This window comes from Achromobacter sp. UMC46 (assembly GCF_014170335.1).
In the GTDB taxonomy this organism is placed as follows: Bacteria; Pseudomonadota; Gammaproteobacteria; order Burkholderiales; family Burkholderiaceae_B; genus Achromobacter.
The window spans coordinates 226,136-245,786 of sequence record NZ_LZZS01000036.1 but is presented as its reverse complement, the minus strand read 5'-3'; the positions used below and the strand labels follow the sequence as shown (position 1 = coordinate 245,786).

Genomic DNA, 19,651 nt, shown 5'->3' with positions numbered 1-19,651 from the left:
TGCCCCGCAGCGCCGCCGGCGATCACGCGCCGGCGAGGATGATCTTCTTTTCCTTGGGCACCACCAGCGCGGTCATTTCCTTGCGGTAGCGGTTCAGGTCCTTCACCGTCTCGAAGCTGCGGTCCATCAGCTTGGACAGGATGTGCAGGATGCGGGTGGCGACCTTCTGTTCCCAGATGCCGTCAAAGCGGATCTGCGTATCCAGCCAGTGCTCCAGCCAGCCCGGCTCCGGCAGGCGGGACTGCACGGTGTCGTTGGGGAACAGGTCCTTGTTCACGTGCAGGTTGGTCGGATGCAGCGCCTGCTGGGTGCGGCCGGCGGACGCCATCAGCACGCCGATCTTCGAGAACGCCACGCGGGCCTGTTCGCTCGTGTCCTGGCCGCGGTCATGCAGCGCGCGGCGCATGTACTGCAGGTAGGCGCCGGCGTGGCGGGCTTCGTCTTGCGCAACGGTCTTGTAGATGGCCTTGATGACGGGTTCCGTGTGCCATTCGGCGGCGCGGCGGTACCAGTGGTTCAGGCGGATCTCGCCGCAGAAGTGCAGCATCAGGGTTTCAAGCTCGGGCGCGGCATCGAATTCGAAACGCACGTTGTGCAGTTCTTCCTCGGTCGGCACCAGGTCCGGACGGAAACGGCGCAGGTACTCGATCAGCACCAGCGAGTGCTTCTGCTCTTCGAAGAACCACACCGACATGAATGCGCAAAAATCGCTGTCGCCGCGGTTGTCGCGCAGGAACATTTCCGTGGCAGGCAGGGCCGCCCATTCGGTGATGGCGTTCATTTTGATCGTCTGGGCTTGCTCGTCCGAGAGCTTGCTGCGATCGAAATCCCCCCAGGGGATGTCGTGGGCCATGTTCCAGCGCACGGCTTCCATGGTCTTGAAGAGTTCAGGATAAAGCATGGTCTGCCCTTGTATTCGTCCCGCTAGTGGGGCGATAGAAATTAATGAATGGCGCGCGCGTCTCTTTCGGCGTGACGCTGCATTCATCCACCGCAGCGCTATTTTTCGCCGTCTCCCGCGAAGCTATGATGACCGTTTCATGAATGAAACATGACAGAGTTCGTCTAGATCATCGCGCCGCCTATCGGGTCAAGGCCCATATTGCGACCCCGATCGCAAGGGCCAACACCCCAACCAGCGCTGCAACCAGCCGATTGTTCTGCTCCTGGGCGCGCCGCAGGTGAATCATCTCGGCCAGCAGCGCAGGCGAGACGTTCGGGCGGCTCAGGTGGTCATGGACCAGCCTGGGCAAGGCGGGCAGCATTTGGGACCACTGCACGGCTTCCTTTTCCAGGCTTTGACGCAGCCCCTTGAATCCGACGCGCTGACGCATCCAGCGTTCCAGATAGGGCTTTGCGGTCTTCCAGAGATCCAGGTTGGGATCGAGCTGGCGGCCCAATCCCTCGACGTTCAGCAACGTCTTCTGCAGCAGCACCAGCTGCGGCTGGATCTCCACGTTGAACCGGCGCGACGTCTGGAACAGGCGGAGCAGCACTTGCCCCAGCGAGATCTCGGACAACGGCCGGTCAAAGTACGGTTCGCAGACGGCGCGCACGGCGCCCTCCAGCTCTTCTTCGCGCGTATCCGCGGGCACCCAGCCCGACTCGATGTGCAACTGCGCCACGCGCCGGTAATCGCGGTGGAAGAAGGCCAGGAAATTCTGCGCCAGATAGTTCTTGTCGAATTCGGACAGCGACCCGACGATGCCGAAGTCCAGCGCGATGTAGCTGCCCAGCGTGGCGGGGCGGTCCGACACGTAGATGTTGCCCGGGTGCATGTCGGCGTGGAAGAAGCCGTCGGTGAAGACCTGCGTGAAGAAGATCTCGACGCCGGTGCGAGCCAGGGTCGGGATGTCGATGCCCGCTGCGCGCATGCGCTCCACCTGGCCCACCGGCATGCCGTACATGCGCTGCATGGTGAACACCGTGGACGCCGTGTATTCCCAGATGACCTCGGGCACGATCAGCATGTCGCCGCGGCCCGACTCGGGGCCGAAATTGCGGCGCAGCTGGCTGCAGTTGGAGGCCTCGCGCACCAGGTCCAGTTCGTCGTGCAGGTACTTGTCGAATTCAGCCACGACTTCGCGCGGCTTCAGGCGGCGGCCGTCGGCGCCCAGGCGCTCGATAATGCGCGCCACGATCTTCAGCAGCGACAGGTCTTTTTCGATGATGCTCAGCATGCCCGGGCGCAGCACTTTCACCGCCACCTCGCGGCCGTCGTGCAGCACCGCGAAGTGCACCTGGGCGATCGAGGCCGACGCCACCGGGTCCACGTCGAACTGCGCGAAGAGCTTGTCGGGCGGCGCGCCCAGCGCCGCTTCGATGCAGGCGGCGGCCTGCGCGGACGGGAACGGCGGCACGCGGTCTTGCAGCAGGGCCAGCTCGTCGGCGATGTCGGCGGGGATCAGGTCGCGGCGGGTGGACAGCACCTGCCCGAACTTCACGAAAATGGGGCCCAGCGATTCAAGGGCCAGGCGCAGGCGCTGCCCGCGCGGCTGGCGCGGCCGGGTGCCCAGGCGGATGACCCGCAACAGGCAGGTGGCCAGCGGATGGTTCAGGCTGGAGAGCACCAGCTCGTCCAGGCCATAGCGCAACGAAACCAGGATGATGCGGAACAGGCGCAGCAAGGGAAACATGGATCAGGCGCCCCGCTTTGCGCTGGCGGCAGCCAGACGGGTTTGCAGCACGGTGGCCGAGCGCGCCAGCGCATCGGCGCGGGCGTTCAGTTCGGCCAGGTCCAGGCGCCACTGCTCAAGCGCCGGACGGCCCGCCAGCACGCCGCTTTCTTCCGCCAGGTATTCGGATACGTTCTCGGCCAGCCGGCGGCCAGCCGTGCGCGCGCCATCGGCAGCGGCGCGGGCGCCGCCCACGATGCGCAGCGCGGCGATATCGCCCACTACGCGGGCCAGGGCGTCTTCCGGGTCCCAGCGCAGTTGCTTGGACAGGTCCGCCACCACCTGCGCCAGCGCCGCGTCGCCCGAAATGTGGGTCGCTTCGGCGAAGTCAGGGGTCTCGCGGTCCGCGCCCAGGCGCGGCAGGGGCAGCTTTTCGGGCGCGACGGTCAGTGTCACGTCGGGCACCACGGCCGGGTCGGCCTGCGCCGCCAGGCCCTCGCTGTCGATCGTCAGGCCCAGCGTGAAGCCTCCCAGCGCGAAACGCACGGTTTTGCCGGCGTGGCGCGCCAGGCGCTCGCGCGCCCAGTCCTCGCGCCGCAATAGGGCGTTGAGCGCGCTTACAGCCAGTCGCGAGGGGGTGGGCAGGAAGGAAAAAGGCAGCATGACGGTCTGCAACGGCCCCGGTGGCCGGGGTTGCCGAAGTTAATGGGTAAATCGGGAGTGTAACGGGTTAGATGGGTGCGTGTTTTGCGGAAGGACATGGAAAAACCGGCCCTTGGAGGGCCGGTTCAAGCAGATGCCTTGCGGCATCCGCAACGGAGGCGGGAATCGGACCCGGCCGGCCAGCCTTAGCTGGCGAGATCCACCGGGATCTGCTGGATGCCGGCCAGCAGCCAGCCGCCGTTCGCCGGCTTGAACAGGTTCCAGACTTCTTCGAAGCGGAAGGCCTCGGCGCCCGGGGCTTCGCGCAGCATGCCGGAGAAGCGCACGCTGGCCAGGTGGCCGTCGGAAACCGTCTCGATGCCCAGCATTTCGGCGTTCAGCAGGACCACTTCGGTCTTGTTGGGCGCGGCGCCGCGCTCGGCCAGTTGCGGCTTGAGCTCGGTGATCAGGTCATCGGTCAGGAAGTCGCGCAGGCCATCGGTGCTGCCGCTGTCCCAGACGGCCTGGATCCGGACGAACTGGTCCTTGGCCTGCTTGAGGAAGTTGGGCGTGTCGAAATCGCCCGGCACGAACCAGTTGTTGTCCTCGCCAGCCTTGGGCAGCACGGCGGGCGGTGCCACCGGGGCGGCAGCCACGGGTGCGGCGGCAGCGGCGGGCGCGGCGGCTGCCGGCTTCAGCGCTTCACGCCACGTGGGCTGCTGTTGCTGGCCCGGCGCATTGTTGGCGCCGTTGAACGCGCCTTGCGTTGCCGTGCGGGGACCCGCGCCACGCAGGCGGCGGATGATGAACATGACGGCGAACACGACCGCGGCGATCAGCAGCGCGGAGCCGAGGAATTCGGCGAACGCGCCCGACAGGCCCATGCTGGACAGCAAGGCGGCGATACCGAGGCCAGCGGCGATGCCGGCGATGGGGCCGAGCCAGCGCGACGCGCCGCTCTTGGCGGCGGCGCCCGCGGCACCGGCCGTGGCGGCACCGGCGGCTGCCGGCGCGGCGGTGGCGCCTGCGGTGTTGTTCGCGGCGGCCGGAGGCGTCGTGGCCTGGCGCTGCTGGGTCACATTGGAGGATTGACGGCCGGAGCTGGCGCCGCCGCCTGCACGGCGGGCTTCGGCGTCAAAAGACGCCGTCACCAACGCCGCGCCGGAGATGGCGATGAGCGCCGCGGCGACAAACCGCGAGAAACAGAATTTGGTCATAGAGTTTGGCTCCCTCGTACTCGCGCCCCCGCTGCCCCGAGCGGCGGGGAGTCCCGCGGACAGCGGGACCATAGTCGCGACTTTTCTTACAGTAATCTGAATGTCGTAAGAATAACGGACAAGACGCCGGCCCACAAGTTCCCCGTGGGGTGACGAAACATCCTATGGACAGGCTGGGTTCAGCCCAGGCGAACGCCCTCGTGCAGCGCGGCGATGCCGGCCGTCAGGTTGAAGTACTGCACCCGTTCCAGGCCGGCGGTGCGCAGCATGTCGGCCAGGGTTTCCTGGTCGGGGTGCATGCGGATGGATTCCGCCAGGTAACGATAGCTGGCCTCGTCGTTGGCGATCTTCTTGCCCAGCCACGGCAGCACGTTGAACGAATACCAGTCGTAGGCGGGCGACAGCGGCTTGGCCACCCGCGAGAATTCCAGCACCAGCAGCTTGCCGCCCGGCTTGAGCACGCGGGCCATTTCGGCCAGGGCGCGGTCCTTGTGGGTCATGTTGCGCAGGCCGAAGGCCACGCTGACGCGGTCAAAGTAGCCCGTCGGGAACGGCAGGCGCTCGGCGTCGCAGACGGCGGTGGGCAGCAGCAGGCCGGCGTCGGTCAGGCGGTCGCGGCCCACGCGCAGCATGGAATCATTGATGTCGGTCAGCCAGACTTCGCCCGTGGGGCCGGCGCGCTTGGCGAAGGCGCGGGCCAGGTCGCCCGTGCCGCCGGCGATGTCCAGCACCTTCATGCCGGGACGGATGGCGGCGCGGCCGATGGTGAAGGCCTTCCAGATGCGATGCAGGCCGGCGGACATGAAATCGTTCATGACGTCGTAGCGCTGGGCGACGGAGTGGAAGACTTCAGCGACTTTGCGGGCTTTGTCGCCTTCCGGCACCGTTTGGAAGCCGAAATGCGTGGATTGCGGGTTGGAATCCGCGGAATGTTGCGATTCGGAGGGGTTTTGCATGGTGAAATTCCCGATATATCGTTCAATGGTAGCCTATCGGGCACCTGGCGGAGGCCGCTGAACCTGCCCCGGCAGCACCCTGCGGTCACATACCTGAAATATTGCGGCCATACTATCGCAATGTTCGCGCCGCGCCGGCGCTCCGAAGCGTGCCAAATTCGCCATGTCCAGCACTATCCTCGTTGTCGAAGACGAACCCGCAATCCAGGAACTGATCGCCGTCAACCTGTCATTCGCGGGGCACAAAGTATTGCGCGCCTTCGACGCCGACCAGGCCCAGACCCTGATCCGCGCCGAACTCCCCGATCTGATCCTGCTGGATTGGATGCTGCCCGGCACGTCCGGCCTGGCCATGGCGCGCAAGCTGCGCAACGACGAGCGCACCCGCGCCGTCCCGGTCATCATGCTGACCGCCAAAGGTTCCGAGCAGGACAAGGTGGACGGCCTGGAGGCCGGCGCCGACGACTACATCACCAAGCCTTTCTCGCCGAAAGAGCTGATGGCCCGCATCAAGGCGGTGCTGCGCCGCCGCGCGCCCCAGCTGACCGACGACGTGATCGACGTGGGCGGCCTGAAACTGGATCCGGTGACGCATCGCCTGTCGGGCAACAGCCAGTCGCTGCAGATCGGCCCCACCGAATTCCGCCTGCTGCATTTCTTCATGACCCACCCCGAGCGCGTGTTCTCGCGCTCGCAACTGCTGGACCAGGTCTGGGGCGATCATGTGTTCGTCGAAGAGCGCACCGTGGACGTCCATATCCGCCGCCTGCGCAAGGCCCTGGAGCCCAGCGGCCATGACGCGCACGTGGAAACGGTGCGCGGCAGCGGCTACCGGTTTACGGCCCAGCTCCCGACGCGGTAAAACTGCCGCACGATGATCTGGCTGCGCACACTTTTCCTGGTCGCCCTGTGGGCGGTGATTTCGCTACTGGCGCAATGGCTCATAGGAGACCCGTTGGGCTGGATCGTGTTTTCGGCCGCGCTGACCGCCATGCTGCTTTGGCGCAGCTGGAGGCTGAAGCTGGTCTCCCAATGGGCCAACCACCCGGACACCTCCCCCCCCGCTTCCGTCGGGCCTTGGGACGACATCCTCGCCCCGCTCTACCGCTATACCCGCGCCCGTGCCCGCGAACTGGCCGAAACCCACGACACCATGCAAGGCATGCTGGCCGCCGCCCAGGCGTTGCCGGACGGCGCGGTCACCCTTAACGCGGACTTCCAGATCGACTGGTGCAACCGCATGGCGCGCCAGCATCTGGGCCTGCGCCTGCCGGCCGACCGCGGCCATAATCTGCTGAACCTGCTGCGTGCGCCGGAGTTCGTGGAATACGCGCATCGCCCGGCCTGGCCGGAGCCGATCCTGGTGCGCCTGGGCCAGAACGGCCAGGAACGCCTGATGATGATGCAGCTGACGGCTTACGCCAGCAATCAGCGCCTGCTCATCACCCGCGACGTCACCCAGATCGAACGCCTGGAGACCACGCGCCGCGATTTCGTGGCCAACGTCTCGCACGAACTGCGCACGCCGCTGACCGTGCTGGCCGGGTTCCTGGAAACGCTTCGCGACATGCCGGCCGACGCGCTGCCCGAAGAGCAGCGCGCGCAGTACATCGACATGATGCACGAGCAGGCCCAGCGCATGCAGGCCATCGTGGAAGACCTGCTGACCTTGTCCACGCTGGAATCTTCGCCGGGCAGCGATCCGCGCGCCATCAACATGGGTGCGCTGCTGCAGAAGGCCCGCCAGCAGATCGAAGCCCTTTCGGGCGGACGCCATGCGCTGGAATGGCATATCGACGAAACGCTGGACGTGCTGGGCGCCGAAACGGAACTGACGTCCGCGCTGTCGAACCTGCTGACCAACGCGGTGCGCTACACGCCCGACGGCGGCACGATCACGGTGCGCTGGGAACGCGACGCCGACGGCGGCGGGCGCTACAGCGTGCAGGACACGGGCATCGGCATCCCCGCCCGCCACCTGCCGCGCCTGACCGAACGCTTCTACCGCGTGGACCGCGGCCGCTCGCGCGCCGTCGGCGGCACCGGGCTGGGGCTGGCGATCACCAAGCACATCGCCATGCGCCACGACGCCGAACTGCTCATCACCAGCGAACCGGGCAAGGGCAGCGTCTTCGCGCTGCGCTTCCCCGCCGAGCGCATCGCCATCGACGGACCCGCGTAAACCTTGCCACGCTGGAACCCTCCGCGCCGTCCGGCGCGGATGGTAAATTCCCGGCCATGCGCATCCTGGTCATCGAAGACGAACCCAAACTGGCCGACTACCTGAAGAAGGGGCTTTCGGAGCAAAGCCATGTCGTGGACCTTGCCCGCGACGGCGTGGACGGCCTGCATCTGGCGCTGGAAGGCGCCTACGACCTGATCGTGCTGGACGTGATGCTGCCGGGCGTGGACGGCTTCGGCATCCTGGCGTCGGTCCGCGCGCAGAAAGACACCCCCATCCTCATGCTGACCGCGCGCGACGCGGTGGAAGACCGCGTGCGCGGCCTGGAAGGCGGCGCCGACGATTACCTGGTCAAGCCCTTCGCGTTTTCCGAGCTGCTGGCGCGCGTGCAGGCGCTGTTGCGCCGCGGACGCTCGCAAGAGCCCACGCTGCTGCGCCTGGCCGACCTGGAACTGGACCTGGCGCGCCGGCGCGCCCAGCGCGGCGGGCGCCGGCTGGACCTGACCGCCAAGGAATTCAGCCTGCTGGCGCTGCTGCTGCGCCGCCAGGGGCAGGTGCTGTCGCGCACCACGCTGGCCGAGCAGGTGTGGGACATGAACTTCGACAGCGACACCAACGTCATCGACGTGGCGGTGCGGCGCTTGCGCAGCAAGCTGGACGACCCGTTCGACGCCAAACTGCTGCACACCGTGCGCGGCATGGGCTACGTGCTGGAGTCGCGCCTGGAACCGCGCCCCGACACGCATCCCGCGCCCCGCCCCGAATGAAGCCGCCGCGCATGCGCTCGATGCAGGCGCGGCTGACGCTGCTGCTGGGCGCCATCGCGCTGCTGGTCTCCAGCCTGGCCGGGGCCACGCTGTTCTGGGCGCTCAAGCGCGAAGTCGAGCGCCAGGAGATCACCGAGGTCAACGGCAAGCTGGAACTGATCGACCATCTGATCGACATGCAGAACAGCGCCAGCGGCCTGCAGGACCTGGCCGCCACCTTCGACGAGATGCGCGCGGGCCAGGGCCAGTTGGGCATCTGGATCGTGGACGCCCAGGGCAAGGCCGTCTACGGCGGCCCCGCCCCCGAAACGCTGGACACCGTGGGCGGCCACCAGGTCGTGCTGCAGGCGGCCGACGGCGGCCGCATGCGCGGCCTGCGGGTCGCCATGAACGACCGCATCCTGCCGGGCGCGCAACTGACCGTGGCGGTCAGCACCCGCACCAGTTCGCAATTCCTGTACGCCTACGGCACCGCGCTCGTGCTGATCTGCGCGTTGTGGGTCGGCGCGACGGTGGTGCTGGCGGCCTGGGCCGTGCGCCGCAGCATGGCCCCCACGCGCCGGCTGTCGGAGCTGGCCGCGCGCATCCAGCCCGACAACCTGTCGCGGCGCCTGCCGCTGGAGGACACCGACCGCGAACTGCACGAGCTGGTGCGGTCGTTCAACCGCACGCTGGAGCGCCTGCAGGCGGCCTACCAGCAGATGGAAGGCTTCAACGCCGACGTGGCGCATGAGTTGCGCACGCCGCTTGCCACGCTGATCAACGGCGCGCAGGTCATGCTGTCGTCACCGCGCGAGGCCGGCGAATTGCGCGACGCGCTGGAATCCAATCTGGAAGAGCTCGAAGACCTGAAGAAACTGGTCAACGACATGCTGTTTCTGGCCCGCGCGGACCGCGGCGAACTGGCCGCCGACCTGGCCCCGGTCTCGCTGGCGGCCGAAGCCCGCCGCGTGGCGGAATACTACGAAGCCATGCTGGACGAGCACGGCGTGCGCCTGCGCTGCGAGGGCGACGCCACCGTGGCCGCGAACCCCGGCCTGGTGCGCCGCGCCTTGGCCAACCTGATCTCCAACGCCATCAAGGCCACCCCCGCCGGGCACGACATCGTGCTGCGATGCTCGGAGTCGCCGGCGGGCGCGCGGGTGGAAGTGCGCAATCCCGGCCGGCCCATTCCGCCCGCCGACCTGCCCCGCATTTTCGACCGCTTCTTCCGCTCGGGGCACACGCGCGCGCCGCGCAGCGAAGGCCACGGCCTGGGCCTGGCCATCGTGCGGGCCATCGCGCAAATGCACGGCGGCGATGTCGACGCGGTGTCTGACGCCCGCGGCACCGTGGTCGGCATCACGCTGCGCGGGCGGGCGGCTTCCAGGAACATTACAAAACCGTAATCCGGGCGACAGAATCGGGTCACCCCCGTTTTCCTACAGTGTCATCACGGCCCCCCTCTTGAGGACTCTCGTGAAAGACACCCTGATCCGCTTTACCCAAGCCGCCGCGCTGGCCTTGCTGGTCGCCGGCGCCGCGCAGGCCGCCGGCGAACACGCCGGCCACGGCATGTCCATGCCGGCCGCCTCGGCGCCCATCGGCAAGCCGGGCAACGCCGCCCGCGCCACGCGCACCATCGATGTCGACATGACCGACGCCATGCGCTTCACGCCCGACCGCATCGAGGTCAAGGCGGGCGAGACCGTGCGCATCAACGTACGCAATTCGGGAAAGATCCGCCACGAGCTGGTGCTGGGCACCGATGCGGACCTGAAGGCGCACTACGACATGATGATGAAGGACCCCGGCATGCGCCATGAAGAGGCGAACGCCGTGTCGCTGGAGGCCGGCAAGTCCGGCCAGATCGTGTGGCGCTTCGACAAGGCGGGCACGGTGTCCTTCGGTTGCCTGGAACCCGGCCACTACAGCGCCGGCATGAAGGGCGCGGTGTCGGTGCTTTGACGCCCGGCGCATGATTCCCATGAGCACATCCCCTCCCCTTGCCCGCCGCCGCTTCGTGCAGGGCCTGGCCGCCGGCGGCGCGCTGGCCGCGCTGGGCGGCTGGCGCGCCGCCTTGGCCTCGCCCGCGTCCGCCGCCGAATTGCGCGGCACGGAGTTCCATCTGGAAATCGGCGAAACGCCCGTGAACTTCACCGGCGCCGCGCGCATCGGCACCACGGTCAACGGCCAGGTGCCCGCCCCCATCCTGCGCTGGCGCGAAGGCGACACGGTCACGCTGCACGTGACCAACCGCCTGCGCGAGCAGACCTCCATCCACTGGCACGGCATCCTGCTGCCCACCGACATGGACGGCGTGCCGGGCCTGAGCTTTCCCGGCATCGACCCGGGCCAGACCTTCACCTACCGTTTCGCGGTGCGCCAGAGCGGCACGTACTGGTATCACAGCCACTCGGGCTTCCAGGAACAGACGGGCCTGTACGGCGCCATCGTCATCGACCCGCGCCGCCGCGATCCCGTCGCCTCCGACCGCGACTACACGGTGCTGCTGTCGGACTGGACGGACGAAGACCCGATGCGGCTCTTCAACAAGCTGAAGGTGATGCCCGAGTACTACAACCGCATCCAGCCCAGCGTCCAGAGCCTGGCCGCCGACGCGCAGGAACGCGGCTGGCGCGACGCGCTGTCCGAACGCCTGATGTGGGAACAGATGCGCATGACGCCGACGGACCTGGCCGACGTGTCGGGCGCCACCTACACCTACCTGACCAACGGCGCGACGCCCTCGGGCAACTGGACCGGCCTGTTCAAGCCGGGCGAACGCATCCGGCTGCGCTTCATCAACGGGTCCGCGATGACGTACTTCGACGTGCGCATCCCGGGCCTGAAGATGACGGTGGTGGCCGCCGACGGGCAGGACGTGCGGCCCGTGGACGTCGAGGAATTCCGCATCGGCGTGGCCGAAACCTACGACGTGATCGTCGAGCCGCAGGACAACCGCGCCTACACCATCTTTTCGCAGGCGATGGACCGGTCGGGCTTTGCGCGCGCCACGCTGGCGCCGCGCGCCGGCATGCAGGCCGAGGTGCCCGCGCTGGACCGCGTGCAGCTGTTGGGCATGATGGACATGGGCATGGCGCACGACATGGGGGGGGCAGGCGGCATGCCCGGCATGGACCACGGCGGCCACGGTGCTTCGGCCGCCGGGCAAGGCGGCATGGTCGAAGTCAAGCACCCCTATCCGACCGAACGCGGGGTCAGCAACTCCATGCTGCCCGACGTGGTGTCGACGCGGCTGGACGACCCCGGCGTAGGCTTGCGCGACAACGGCCGCCGGGTGCTGACCTACGCGGACCTGCACTCCATCCGCGAACCCGAAGACAACCGCGCGCCCTCGCGCGAAATCGAACTGCACCTGACCGGCAACATGGAACGCTACATGTGGTCGTTCAACGGCGTGAAGTTCTCGGACGCCAAGCCCATCGTGCTGCGCTACGGCGAACGCGTGCGCTTCGTGCTGGTCAACGACACGATGATGACGCACCCGATCCATCTGCATGGCCTGTGGAGCGACCTGGAATCGCCCGACGGCGCGTTCCAGGTGCGCAAGCACACGATCACCCTCAACCCGGCGCAGCGGCTGAGCTATCGCGTCAGCGCCGACGCGCGCGGACATTGGGCCTATCACTGCCACCTGCTGTATCACATGGAGGCCGGCATGTTCAGAGCGGTCGTGGTGGAGTAAACGATGACGACTCAACGCAAACTGCTGGGCGCCTGCGCCCTGGCCATGACGCTGGGCGCGTCGGGCGTCCATGCGCAACCCGCCGCGATGGACCATGCCAGCATGCCCGGCATGGATCACGGCGCCATGTCGCCCGCCGCCATGGACCATGCGGCAATGGGGCACGGCGGCGCCCCCGCATCGAACGCGCCGCCAGTCGGCAGCCTGCCGACCAGCGATGGCGCGGGCGAACGCAGCTACGACAGCTACGGCATCCATCCCCACATGATGGACAACGCGTCCACCTGGCAGGTGCTGTTCGACAGGTTCGGCGTCACGCGCAACCGCGACGGCGAAAACGCGCTGGACTGGGATGGCCGCTTCTGGATCGGCTCGGCCACCGACCGGCTGCTGGTCAAAAGCGAAGGCGAACGCGAAAACGGCGGCGGCTCGGACGGCAAGGTCGAAGCCTTCTGGAGCCATGCCGTCTCGCCCTTCTGGAACCTTCAGCTGGGCGCGCGCCGCGACATCGGCACGGGCCCCAAGCGCAACTGGGCCGCGTTCGGCGTCGAAGGCCTGCTGCCCTACAACATCGAACTGGAGACCACCGCCTATGTGGGATCGTCGGGCCGCACCGCGCTGGCGCTGAAGGCCGAGTACGACCTGCTGCTGACGCAGCGCCTCGTCCTCACGCCGGAAATCGAGGCCAGCCTGTACGGCAAGCGCGACCCCGAACGCGGCATCGGATCGGGCCTGTCGACCGGGTCGCTCTCTTTGCGGCTACGCTATGAAGTCACGCGCGAGTTTGCCCCTTACATCGGCGTCTCCTTCGAACGGAAGTTCGGCCAGACCGCCAGCTACGCCTCGGACGCCGGGGCCAGCCGGTCCCAGACCGCCGTGATGGCGGGCGTGCGCTTCTGGTTCTGACGCGGGGCCGCGCCCCTTCCCACCCCTATCCGTGTACGGAGCATCATGAACATTTCCCGCATCACGCGCCGCCTGATCCTTGCCGCGGCCCTTGGCGCCCCCGTCTTCGCCACGGCGCAGACGCCCGCGCGCGTCGAGGTCTGGAAGACGCCCACCTGCGGCTGCTGCGAAGACTGGGTCAAGCACATGCGCGACAACGGCTTCGCCGTCACCACGCATGACGTCGAGGACACCGGCGCCATCCGCCGCAATGCGGGCATGGCGGACTACGGGTCCTGCCATACCGCCGTCGTGGACGGCTACGCGGTCGAAGGCCACGTGCCCGCCAGCGACGTGCGCCGGCTGCTGCTGGAAAAACCGGACGCCGCCGGCCTGGCCGCCCCCGGCATGCCGCTAGGGTCCCCCGGCATGGACGGCCCGGAGTACGGCGGCCGCAAGACGCCGCACGACGTCGTGCTGGTGGACAAGCAGGGCGGCGCCAAGGTCTTCCAGGCGTACCGGTAGGGCCTGGGGGTGGGCAAGCCATTGAAACAATTCATCCACACCGTCTCAATGGCTACTCCTTGCACTGCAGCAAAAATGCGCCACAATAAATAAAACGCATTTCTCACCCACCCCTTGGCAGTCATGGCAAAAATCGTCCTGTTCGAGAACATCCATCCGAGCGCGCGCGCGGTCTTCGAAGCCGCCGGCTACACCGACATCGTCACGCACGCTGCGGCCCTGCCGCCGGCGAAAATGCAGGAAGCCCTGCGTGGCGTGCACGTGGCGGGGATCCGTTCTCGCACGCACCTGGATGCCGCCCTGCTGTCCAGCCCCGACCTGCGCGTCGTAGGCTGCTTCTGCATCGGCACCAACCAGGTCGATCTGGATTCGGCCATGCAGCGCGGGATCCCGGTGTTCAACGCGCCTTTCTCCAACACCCGTTCGGTGGCCGAACTGGTGCTGGGCGAAGCCATCCTGCTGCTGCGCCGGATTCCCGAAAAGAACGCCCGCGTGCATCTGGGCCACTGGGACAAGAGCGCCTCGGGCGCCTTTGAAACGCGCGGCAAGACGCTGGGCATCGTGGGCTACGGCAACATCGGTTCGCAGATCAGCACGCTGGCCGAAAGCCTGGGCATGCGCGTCGTCTACCACGACGTGGAAGCCAAGCTGCCGCTGGGCAACGCGCGCCCCGCCGGGACGCTCAACGACCTGCTGGAGCAGGCCGACGTGGTGACGCTGCACGTGCCGGGCGGCAAGTCCACCGAAAACATCATGAACGCCGAAACCATCGGCCGCATGCGCCGCGGCGCGATCCTCATCAACGCCTCTCGCGGCACGGTGGTGGACATCGACGCGCTGCACGCCGCGCTGAAATCCGGCCATCTGGCCGGCGCCGCGCTGGACGTGTTCCCCACCGAGCCCAAGGGCGCGGACGAACCGCTGGCCAGCCCGCTGATCGGCCTGCCCAACGTCATCCTGACCCCGCACATCGGCGGCAGCACGCAGGAATCGCAAGAGAACATCGGCCGCGAAGTGGCCGAGAAGCTGGTGCGCTTCATGCAGGCCGGCACGACCAAGGGCGCGGTCAACTTCCCCGAACTGCCCTACCTGGAGCCGGCCGGCGCCACGCGCATCCTGCATGTGCACCGCAACGCCCCGGGCGCGCTCGGCACGCTGGACAACCTGATGGCGCAGCACGGCCTGAACATCGTCAGCCAGACACTGCAGACGAAGGGCCAGATCGGCTACGTGATCACCGACGTGGAAGGTCAGGTCGACGACGTGGTGATGACCACGCTGCGCGACCACCCCATCACGGTCCGCTGCGACCGGCTGTAACACCCGGCCGCGCCGGAACGAAAAGCGCCCTTTTTGCGGGGCGCTTTTTTTTTCCTGGGCCAGCGCGGCCCGGCAAGGCAAGGCCGAAGGCCGACACCCACGTCAGGTTCAGGGTCAGGGTTCGGCGGCCGCCGCCATCAGGCATTCCGCCATTTTCTCGCGCACGCTGCCCGCGTCGAACGGCAGGCGGCCGATGATGCCGATCTCGCGGTGGAACGCCTGTTCGTCCAACGGCAGCAGCCGCAGACCCGTCACGTCCAGCCGCCGCAACTGCGGCAGCAGCGCCACGCCCAGGCCGTGGCGCACCATGTTGGCGATGGCCTCGATTTCGTCCAGCTCCACCGCTTCGTGCACGTGGATGCGGTGCTTCTTCAGGAAGATATCCACCACCCGGCCCCCGAACGAGGCCCGGTCGTAGCGGATGAAGGGCTGCGTGGCCAGCAGCTCGCGCCAGGGCGCCGGCGGCATCGCGTCCGGCATGGCCAGCACCACCGGCTCGTTCAGCAACCGGTGCCAGCCCAGTTCCGGCGGCAGGGTGAACGGCGGGCGGATCAGCACGGCCATGTCCACTTCGCCGGCGTCCACCTGCCCCAGCAACGACAGCGACACGCCGGGCACGACGCGTACCCGCACATCGGGGTAGACGGCGCGGAACCGGCCCACGGCGCGCACCAGCAGGTCTTGCTGCACCGAGGCGATGGCGCCGATGCGCAGCAGGCCGCTGACCTGGCCCGCCCCCGCCGTGGTGACCATGCGTTCGGCCATGGCGACCAGCTCTTCCGCCTGCGGCAGCATCTCGCGTCCGTGGGCGTTCAGCACGGCGGCGCGCGCCCCCCGGTCAAAAAGCGCCACGCCCAGGTATTCCTCCAGGCGCTTGATCTGGGCGCTGACGGCCGACTGCGTCAGGCCCAGGTGCGCGCCAGCGCCGGTGAACGTCCCGTCGCGCGCCACGGCGATGAAGGTTTTGAATTCTTTGATCACAATCAATATTTTTGATGCTAAGACACAAAAAATATCGTTTTTCAATCAAAAAAACAATACCTAAACTATGGCTTGGTGTGAGCAAGCCCGCGCTGTGCGGGCCGGCCCGCACGCCGATCACTTTTTTGAATGACCCGGAGTTTTTCATGACCGCCCAAACCAACCTGCCGCCGTTCCACCTGGCCTTCCCGGTCCGCGACCTGGCCGAAGCCCGCGCCTTCTACGGCGAAAAACTGGGCTGTCCGGAGGGCCGCAGCTCGCCCGAATGGATCGACTTCAACTTCTACGGCCACCAGATCGTCGCCCACCTGGCGCCTGCCGAATGCGGCCACAAGGCCACCAGCGCCGTGGACTCCCACAACGTGCCGGTGCGCCATTTCGGCGCCGTGCTTTCCATGGAACAATGGGAAGCCATGTCCAAGCGCCTGATCGACGCAGGCACCGAGTTCGTCATCGAGCCCTACATCCGCTTCAAGGGCGAAGTGGGCGAACAAGCCACGATGTTCTTCCTGGATCCGTCGGGCAACGCGCTGGAATTCAAGGCCTTCAAGAACATGGATTCCTTGTTCGCCAAGTAATCCGCCGCCAGAGGTTCCGCGCCGTTGAACGCTCTTTCAGAAGACCCCCCTTCTCTGGCCGGAACCTCCTGGCGCATCCTGCCCCAGGGGGATCGCTGCCTGATCATTGCCTTCGGCGACAGGATCGACGCCTCGGTCGGCCGGACCTGTCTGGCCGCGGCGCGAAAATTACGCGCCGCACAACTGCCCGGTGTCACTGACGTCGTGCCTTCGTTCGTCGCGGTGGCGGTGCACTACCGGCCCGACGGCCTGGGCAACGGCCCCTCTTCCCGCAGCCTGACGGCAAGCATCGACGCCTTGCTGGCCGAAGGCATCGGCGCCGACGCCCTGGACGGCCGCCAGATCGACATCCCCGTCTGCTACGGCGGCGAACACGGCCCCGACCTGCCCGACGTGGCGCGGGCGGCGGGCGCCACCGAAGACGAGATCGTCGCCCTGCACAGCCAGCCCCGCTGCATGGTGTTCATGCTGGGGTTTGCGCCCGGCCACGCCTATCTGGGCGTGCATGACGAAAAACTGGATATCCCGCGCCGTCCCTCGCCGCGCACCGCGGTGCCCATCGGCGCGGTGGCGGTCGCCAACCGGCAGACCGTGATCTACCCGAACCGGCTGCCCGGCGGCTGGAACCTCATCGGCGCGACGCCGTTGACGATGTTCGACCCCGCCCGCGAGCCTGCCTCCCTGCTTCAACCGGGTGATTCAGTCCGATTCGTGCCGATCAGCCCGCAGGAGTTCGACCGCATCCGGGACGCCCGGCCATGAGCGTGACCGTGATCAAGCCCGGCATGCTGTCCAGCTTCCAGGACCGCGGCCGCGGCGGCTTCCAGCACGAAGGCATCCCGGCCGCGGGCGCCATGGACGAACGCGCACACCGCCTGGCCAACGCGCTGGCCGGCAACACCGGCGATCCGGCCACGCTGGAAATGACCCTGATCGGCCCCACCCTGCGCTTTGACGCGCCCGCTTGTTTCGCGCTGTCGGGCGCCGACCTGGGCGCCACCCTCAACGGCCAGGACATCCCGGCGCACCGCCCGCTGGTGGCCCGCGCGGGCGACATCCTGGCCTCCGGCGCGCGGCCGGCCACGGGCGTGCGCGGCTATCTGGCGGTGCACGGCGGCTTTGCGCTTGCTGCTGTCATGGGCAGCGAATCGACCTACCTGCGCAGCGGCTTCGGCGGCTTCCAGGGCCGCGCGCTGGCCAAAGGCGACCAGGTCCCGCTTCGCGCGGTACTGGACAGCCACGGACTGGACGCGCTGCAATCGGCGCTGTGGGACATCCGCGCCTATCTGCCCGGTACGCTGGGCGGCCAACGGCGCGGCGCCATCCGTTTCCTGGCCGGCATGCACTGGGATGAATTCTCGGCGGCCGCGCGCCAGGCCTTCACGGACGCGGAATTCCGCGTCAGCCCCCAATCCGACCGCATGGGCTACCGCTTGCAGGGCCCCGCGCTGTCGTTGAGCCAACCGCGCCAGATGCTGTCTGAGGCCGCCAGTTTCGGCACCGTGCAGGTGCCCGCGGGCGGCGAAGCCATCATCCTCATGGCCGACCGGCAAACCACCGGCGGCTATCCCAAGCTTGCGCAGATCGCGACGGTGGACCTGCCCGCCCTGGCGCAGTCCGCGCCCGGCCAGTCCCTGCGCTTCCAGGCGATCACGCTGGAAGACGCGCAACGCCTGGACGGCGAGCGCGAACGCGCATTCGTACAATTGCACGAAGCGCTGGAACCCCTGCGCGCCCTGCTGGCCCTGGCAACAAGGAAACCGCAATGACCACCCGCATCGATATGAACTGCGACATGGGCGAAAGCTATGGCGCGTGGACCATGGGCAACGACGCGGCGGTGCTGCAGTACGTCAGCTCCGCCAACATCGCCTGTGGCTTCCATGGCGGAGACCCCGCCACCATGCGCAAGACCGTCGCCGCCGCGCTCAAGCGGGGCGTGGCGCTGGGCGCCCACCCCAGCTTGCAGGACCTGGCGGGCTTTGGCCGCCGCGTGATCCAGATCACGCCGGACGAGGCCTATGACATCGTGGTCTACCAGATCGGCGCGCTGGCCGGCGTGGCGGCTTCGCAAGGCGCGCGGCTGCACCATGTGAAGGCGCACGGCGCGCTGTACAACATGGCGGCGCGCGATGAAGGGCTATCGCGCGCCATCTGCCAGGCGGTCAAGGATGTGGACGCGTCGCTGATCCTGTACGGGCTGGCGGGCAGCAAGCTGATCGACGCGGCCCGCGCGATCGGCCTGGCGGCCGCCAGCGAAGTGTTCGCCGACCGCTCCTATCAGGACGACGGTTCGTTGACGCCGCGCACGCGCCCCGGCGCCATGATCGAAGACCTGGGCGAAGCGGTGGAGCAAGTGGTGCGCATGGTGCGCGAAGGCAAGGTGCGTTCGGTCGACGGGCGCGACGTGCCGGTCGAGGCCGACACGCTTTGCATCCACGGCGACCAGCCCAACGCCTTGCTGTTCGCCAACGGCATCCGCCAGGCGCTGGAGCAGGCGGGCATCGAAGTCCGCACGCCAGTCCGTGACTGAAGTTAAAGCCTGAAGCTAAGGTCTGACGCCAAGGCCCCAGGCTCAGGCCCGGCCGTAGCGCGGCGCCAGGTCTTCCGCGGCCTGTTCGGCGGCGTCGCGGTACGACTGCAGGATGCCCGGCAGCACTTCCACCACGTAGTTGCGCGTCAGGTCCGCCGCGCGCTCGAAATCACGGACGGCCAGCGCCTGCGTGATGCCGTGCGTGTAGATCTGCAGGGTGTTGGTTTCGATCGAGCGCCGGGCCAGCAGATAGCGCAGCGGCTCCACCTGTTCGTAGAGCTTGCTGAGCATGCTGGTCAGCGGCGTATTGCCCGTGTAGCGGGCCCCCGCCAGATAGAACTCGCGCGACGCCGCGATGCAGGCGCGGATATCGCGCTTGGCCACGGCCGCCGCGATGGCTTCGTCATAGCTGCGCAGTTCGGCCACCAGCGGCGCCAGGTCGCGCATGTCCGCCAACTGGCGGATGCAATACGCCTCCAGCTCCGCGCGCAACATGTACAGATGGCGGATCTGCGTTTCGGTATAGAGGGTGACCCTGAAGCCCTTGCGTTGGATATGCGTGACCAGGCCGCTCAGTTCCAGCAGGCGCAGCGCTTCCCGGATCGGGCTGCGGCTGGTGCCGAAACGCTGCTCTAGTTCTTGCTCCCGCAACGGCTGCCCGGGCCGGATAGTGCCATCCACTATCAACTCACGAATCTGTTCCTGAAGGAAATACGGAATCGTGGCGGGCGCTTTGACGTCCAATCGGCTCCCCTTGTACTG

20 protein-coding genes are annotated in these 19,651 nt (G+C 67.7%); 13 read left to right on the top strand and 7 right to left on the bottom strand.

Annotation, left to right across the window (positions count from 1 at the left end):
• Nucleotides 1-22: 22 nt before the first annotated feature.
• The 5 genes from A9973_RS26515 to ubiE form a co-directional block, all read right to left on the bottom strand.
• Entirely contained in the window at nt 23-901 is an 879-nt protein-coding gene (locus tag A9973_RS26515; protein ID WP_183016595.1) for a ferritin-like domain-containing protein, read from the bottom strand.
• A 181-nt stretch (nt 902-1,082) separates the two neighbouring features.
• The gene (gene ubiB, locus A9973_RS26510; protein WP_183016594.1) at nt 1,083-2,636 is read right to left on the bottom strand and encodes a ubiquinone biosynthesis regulatory protein kinase UbiB; all 1,554 of its coding nucleotides are present in this window, start codon (nt 2,634-2,636) and stop codon (nt 1,083-1,085) included.
• A gap of 3 nt (nt 2,637-2,639) precedes the next feature.
• Nucleotides 2,640-3,278 carry an SCP2 domain-containing protein gene (locus tag A9973_RS26505; protein ID WP_183016593.1) on the bottom strand — a complete coding sequence of 213 codons (639 nt, stop codon included), beginning with the start codon at nt 3,276-3,278 and terminating at the stop codon, nt 2,640-2,642.
• Between the two features lie 185 nt (nt 3,279-3,463).
• Nucleotides 3,464-4,474, bottom strand: a complete 1,011-nt coding sequence (locus A9973_RS26500) for a Tim44 domain-containing protein (protein ID WP_183016592.1) — start codon at nt 4,472-4,474, stop codon at nt 3,464-3,466.
• A gap of 179 nt (nt 4,475-4,653) precedes the next feature.
• Entirely contained in the window at nt 4,654-5,430 is a 777-nt protein-coding gene (gene ubiE, locus A9973_RS26495) for a bifunctional demethylmenaquinone methyltransferase/2-methoxy-6-polyprenyl-1,4-benzoquinol methylase UbiE (RefSeq protein ID WP_183016591.1), read from the bottom strand.
• A gap of 163 nt (nt 5,431-5,593) precedes the next feature.
• Here ubiE and phoB point away from each other — a divergent pair, with 163 nt between their 5' ends.
• The 9 genes from phoB (at nt 5,594) to serA (ending at nt 14,797) form a co-directional block, all read left to right on the top strand.
• Entirely contained in the window at nt 5,594-6,292 is a 699-nt protein-coding gene (phoB, locus tag A9973_RS26490) for a phosphate regulon transcriptional regulator PhoB (RefSeq protein ID WP_006227196.1), read from the top strand.
• A gap of 12 nt (nt 6,293-6,304) precedes the next feature.
• Entirely contained in the window at nt 6,305-7,612 is a 1,308-nt protein-coding gene (phoR, locus tag A9973_RS26485) for a phosphate regulon sensor histidine kinase PhoR (RefSeq protein ID WP_183016590.1), read from the top strand.
• 56 nt (nt 7,613-7,668) lie between these two features.
• On the top strand, nt 7,669-8,379 hold the full coding sequence (locus A9973_RS26480; RefSeq protein WP_183016589.1) for a heavy metal response regulator transcription factor: 711 nt from the start codon (nt 7,669-7,671) through the stop codon (nt 8,377-8,379).
• The gene (locus A9973_RS26475; protein WP_255469303.1) at nt 8,376-9,767 is read left to right on the top strand and encodes a heavy metal sensor histidine kinase; all 1,392 of its coding nucleotides are present in this window, start codon (nt 8,376-8,378) and stop codon (nt 9,765-9,767) included. The genes A9973_RS26480 and A9973_RS26475 overlap by 4 nt, the downstream gene beginning before the upstream one ends.
• Before the next feature lie 70 nt (nt 9,768-9,837).
• Complete coding sequence (locus A9973_RS26470; RefSeq protein ID WP_183016588.1) at nt 9,838-10,326, top strand: cupredoxin family protein; 489 nt, start codon at nt 9,838-9,840, stop codon at nt 10,324-10,326.
• A 19-nt stretch (nt 10,327-10,345) separates the two neighbouring features.
• Nucleotides 10,346-12,067 carry a copper resistance system multicopper oxidase gene (locus A9973_RS26465; RefSeq protein ID WP_183016587.1) on the top strand — a complete coding sequence of 574 codons (1,722 nt, stop codon included), beginning with the start codon at nt 10,346-10,348 and terminating at the stop codon, nt 12,065-12,067.
• 3 nt (nt 12,068-12,070) lie between these two features.
• Nucleotides 12,071-12,973, top strand: a complete 903-nt coding sequence (locus A9973_RS26460) for a copper resistance protein B (protein ID WP_370539538.1) — start codon at nt 12,071-12,073, stop codon at nt 12,971-12,973.
• Nucleotides 12,974-13,018: 45 nt separating this feature from the next.
• A complete protein-coding gene (locus A9973_RS26455) occupies nt 13,019-13,477 on the top strand; it encodes a DUF411 domain-containing protein (RefSeq protein ID WP_183016586.1) in 459 nt (152 codons plus the stop codon).
• Between the two features lie 123 nt (nt 13,478-13,600).
• Nucleotides 13,601-14,797 carry a phosphoglycerate dehydrogenase gene (gene serA, locus A9973_RS26450; RefSeq protein ID WP_183016585.1) on the top strand — a complete coding sequence of 399 codons (1,197 nt, stop codon included), beginning with the start codon at nt 13,601-13,603 and terminating at the stop codon, nt 14,795-14,797.
• Nucleotides 14,798-14,911: 114 nt separating this feature from the next.
• Here the strand turns inward: serA and A9973_RS26445 are convergent, their stop codons facing one another.
• Complete coding sequence (locus tag A9973_RS26445; protein WP_183016584.1) at nt 14,912-15,778, bottom strand: LysR family transcriptional regulator; 867 nt, start codon at nt 15,776-15,778, stop codon at nt 14,912-14,914.
• Between the two features lie 146 nt (nt 15,779-15,924).
• Here A9973_RS26445 and A9973_RS26440 point away from each other — a divergent pair, with 146 nt between their 5' ends.
• Genes A9973_RS26440 through A9973_RS26425 form a run of 4 tightly spaced genes read left to right on the top strand, consistent with a single transcriptional unit; the run spans nt 15,925 to nt 18,889 of the window.
• A complete protein-coding gene (locus A9973_RS26440; RefSeq protein ID WP_183016583.1) occupies nt 15,925-16,356 on the top strand; it encodes a VOC family protein in 432 nt (143 codons plus the stop codon).
• A 24-nt stretch (nt 16,357-16,380) separates the two neighbouring features.
• Nucleotides 16,381-17,118, top strand: coding sequence for a 5-oxoprolinase subunit PxpB (gene pxpB, locus A9973_RS26435; RefSeq protein WP_183016582.1), 738 nt, complete (start codon nt 16,381-16,383; stop codon nt 17,116-17,118).
• Complete coding sequence (locus A9973_RS26430; protein WP_183016581.1) at nt 17,115-18,125, top strand: biotin-dependent carboxyltransferase family protein; 1,011 nt, start codon at nt 17,115-17,117, stop codon at nt 18,123-18,125. The genes pxpB and A9973_RS26430 overlap by 4 nt, the downstream gene beginning before the upstream one ends.
• Nucleotides 18,122-18,889, top strand: a complete 768-nt coding sequence (locus A9973_RS26425; RefSeq protein ID WP_183016580.1) for a LamB/YcsF family protein — start codon at nt 18,122-18,124, stop codon at nt 18,887-18,889. Before A9973_RS26430 ends, A9973_RS26425 begins: the two co-directional genes overlap by 4 nt.
• Before the next feature lie 42 nt (nt 18,890-18,931).
• On the opposite strand, the gene A9973_RS26420 is transcribed toward A9973_RS26425, so the two are convergent.
• Nucleotides 18,932-19,633, bottom strand: a complete 702-nt coding sequence (locus A9973_RS26420) for a GntR family transcriptional regulator (RefSeq protein WP_183016579.1) — start codon at nt 19,631-19,633, stop codon at nt 18,932-18,934.
• Nucleotides 19,634-19,651: the final 18 nt, after the last annotated feature.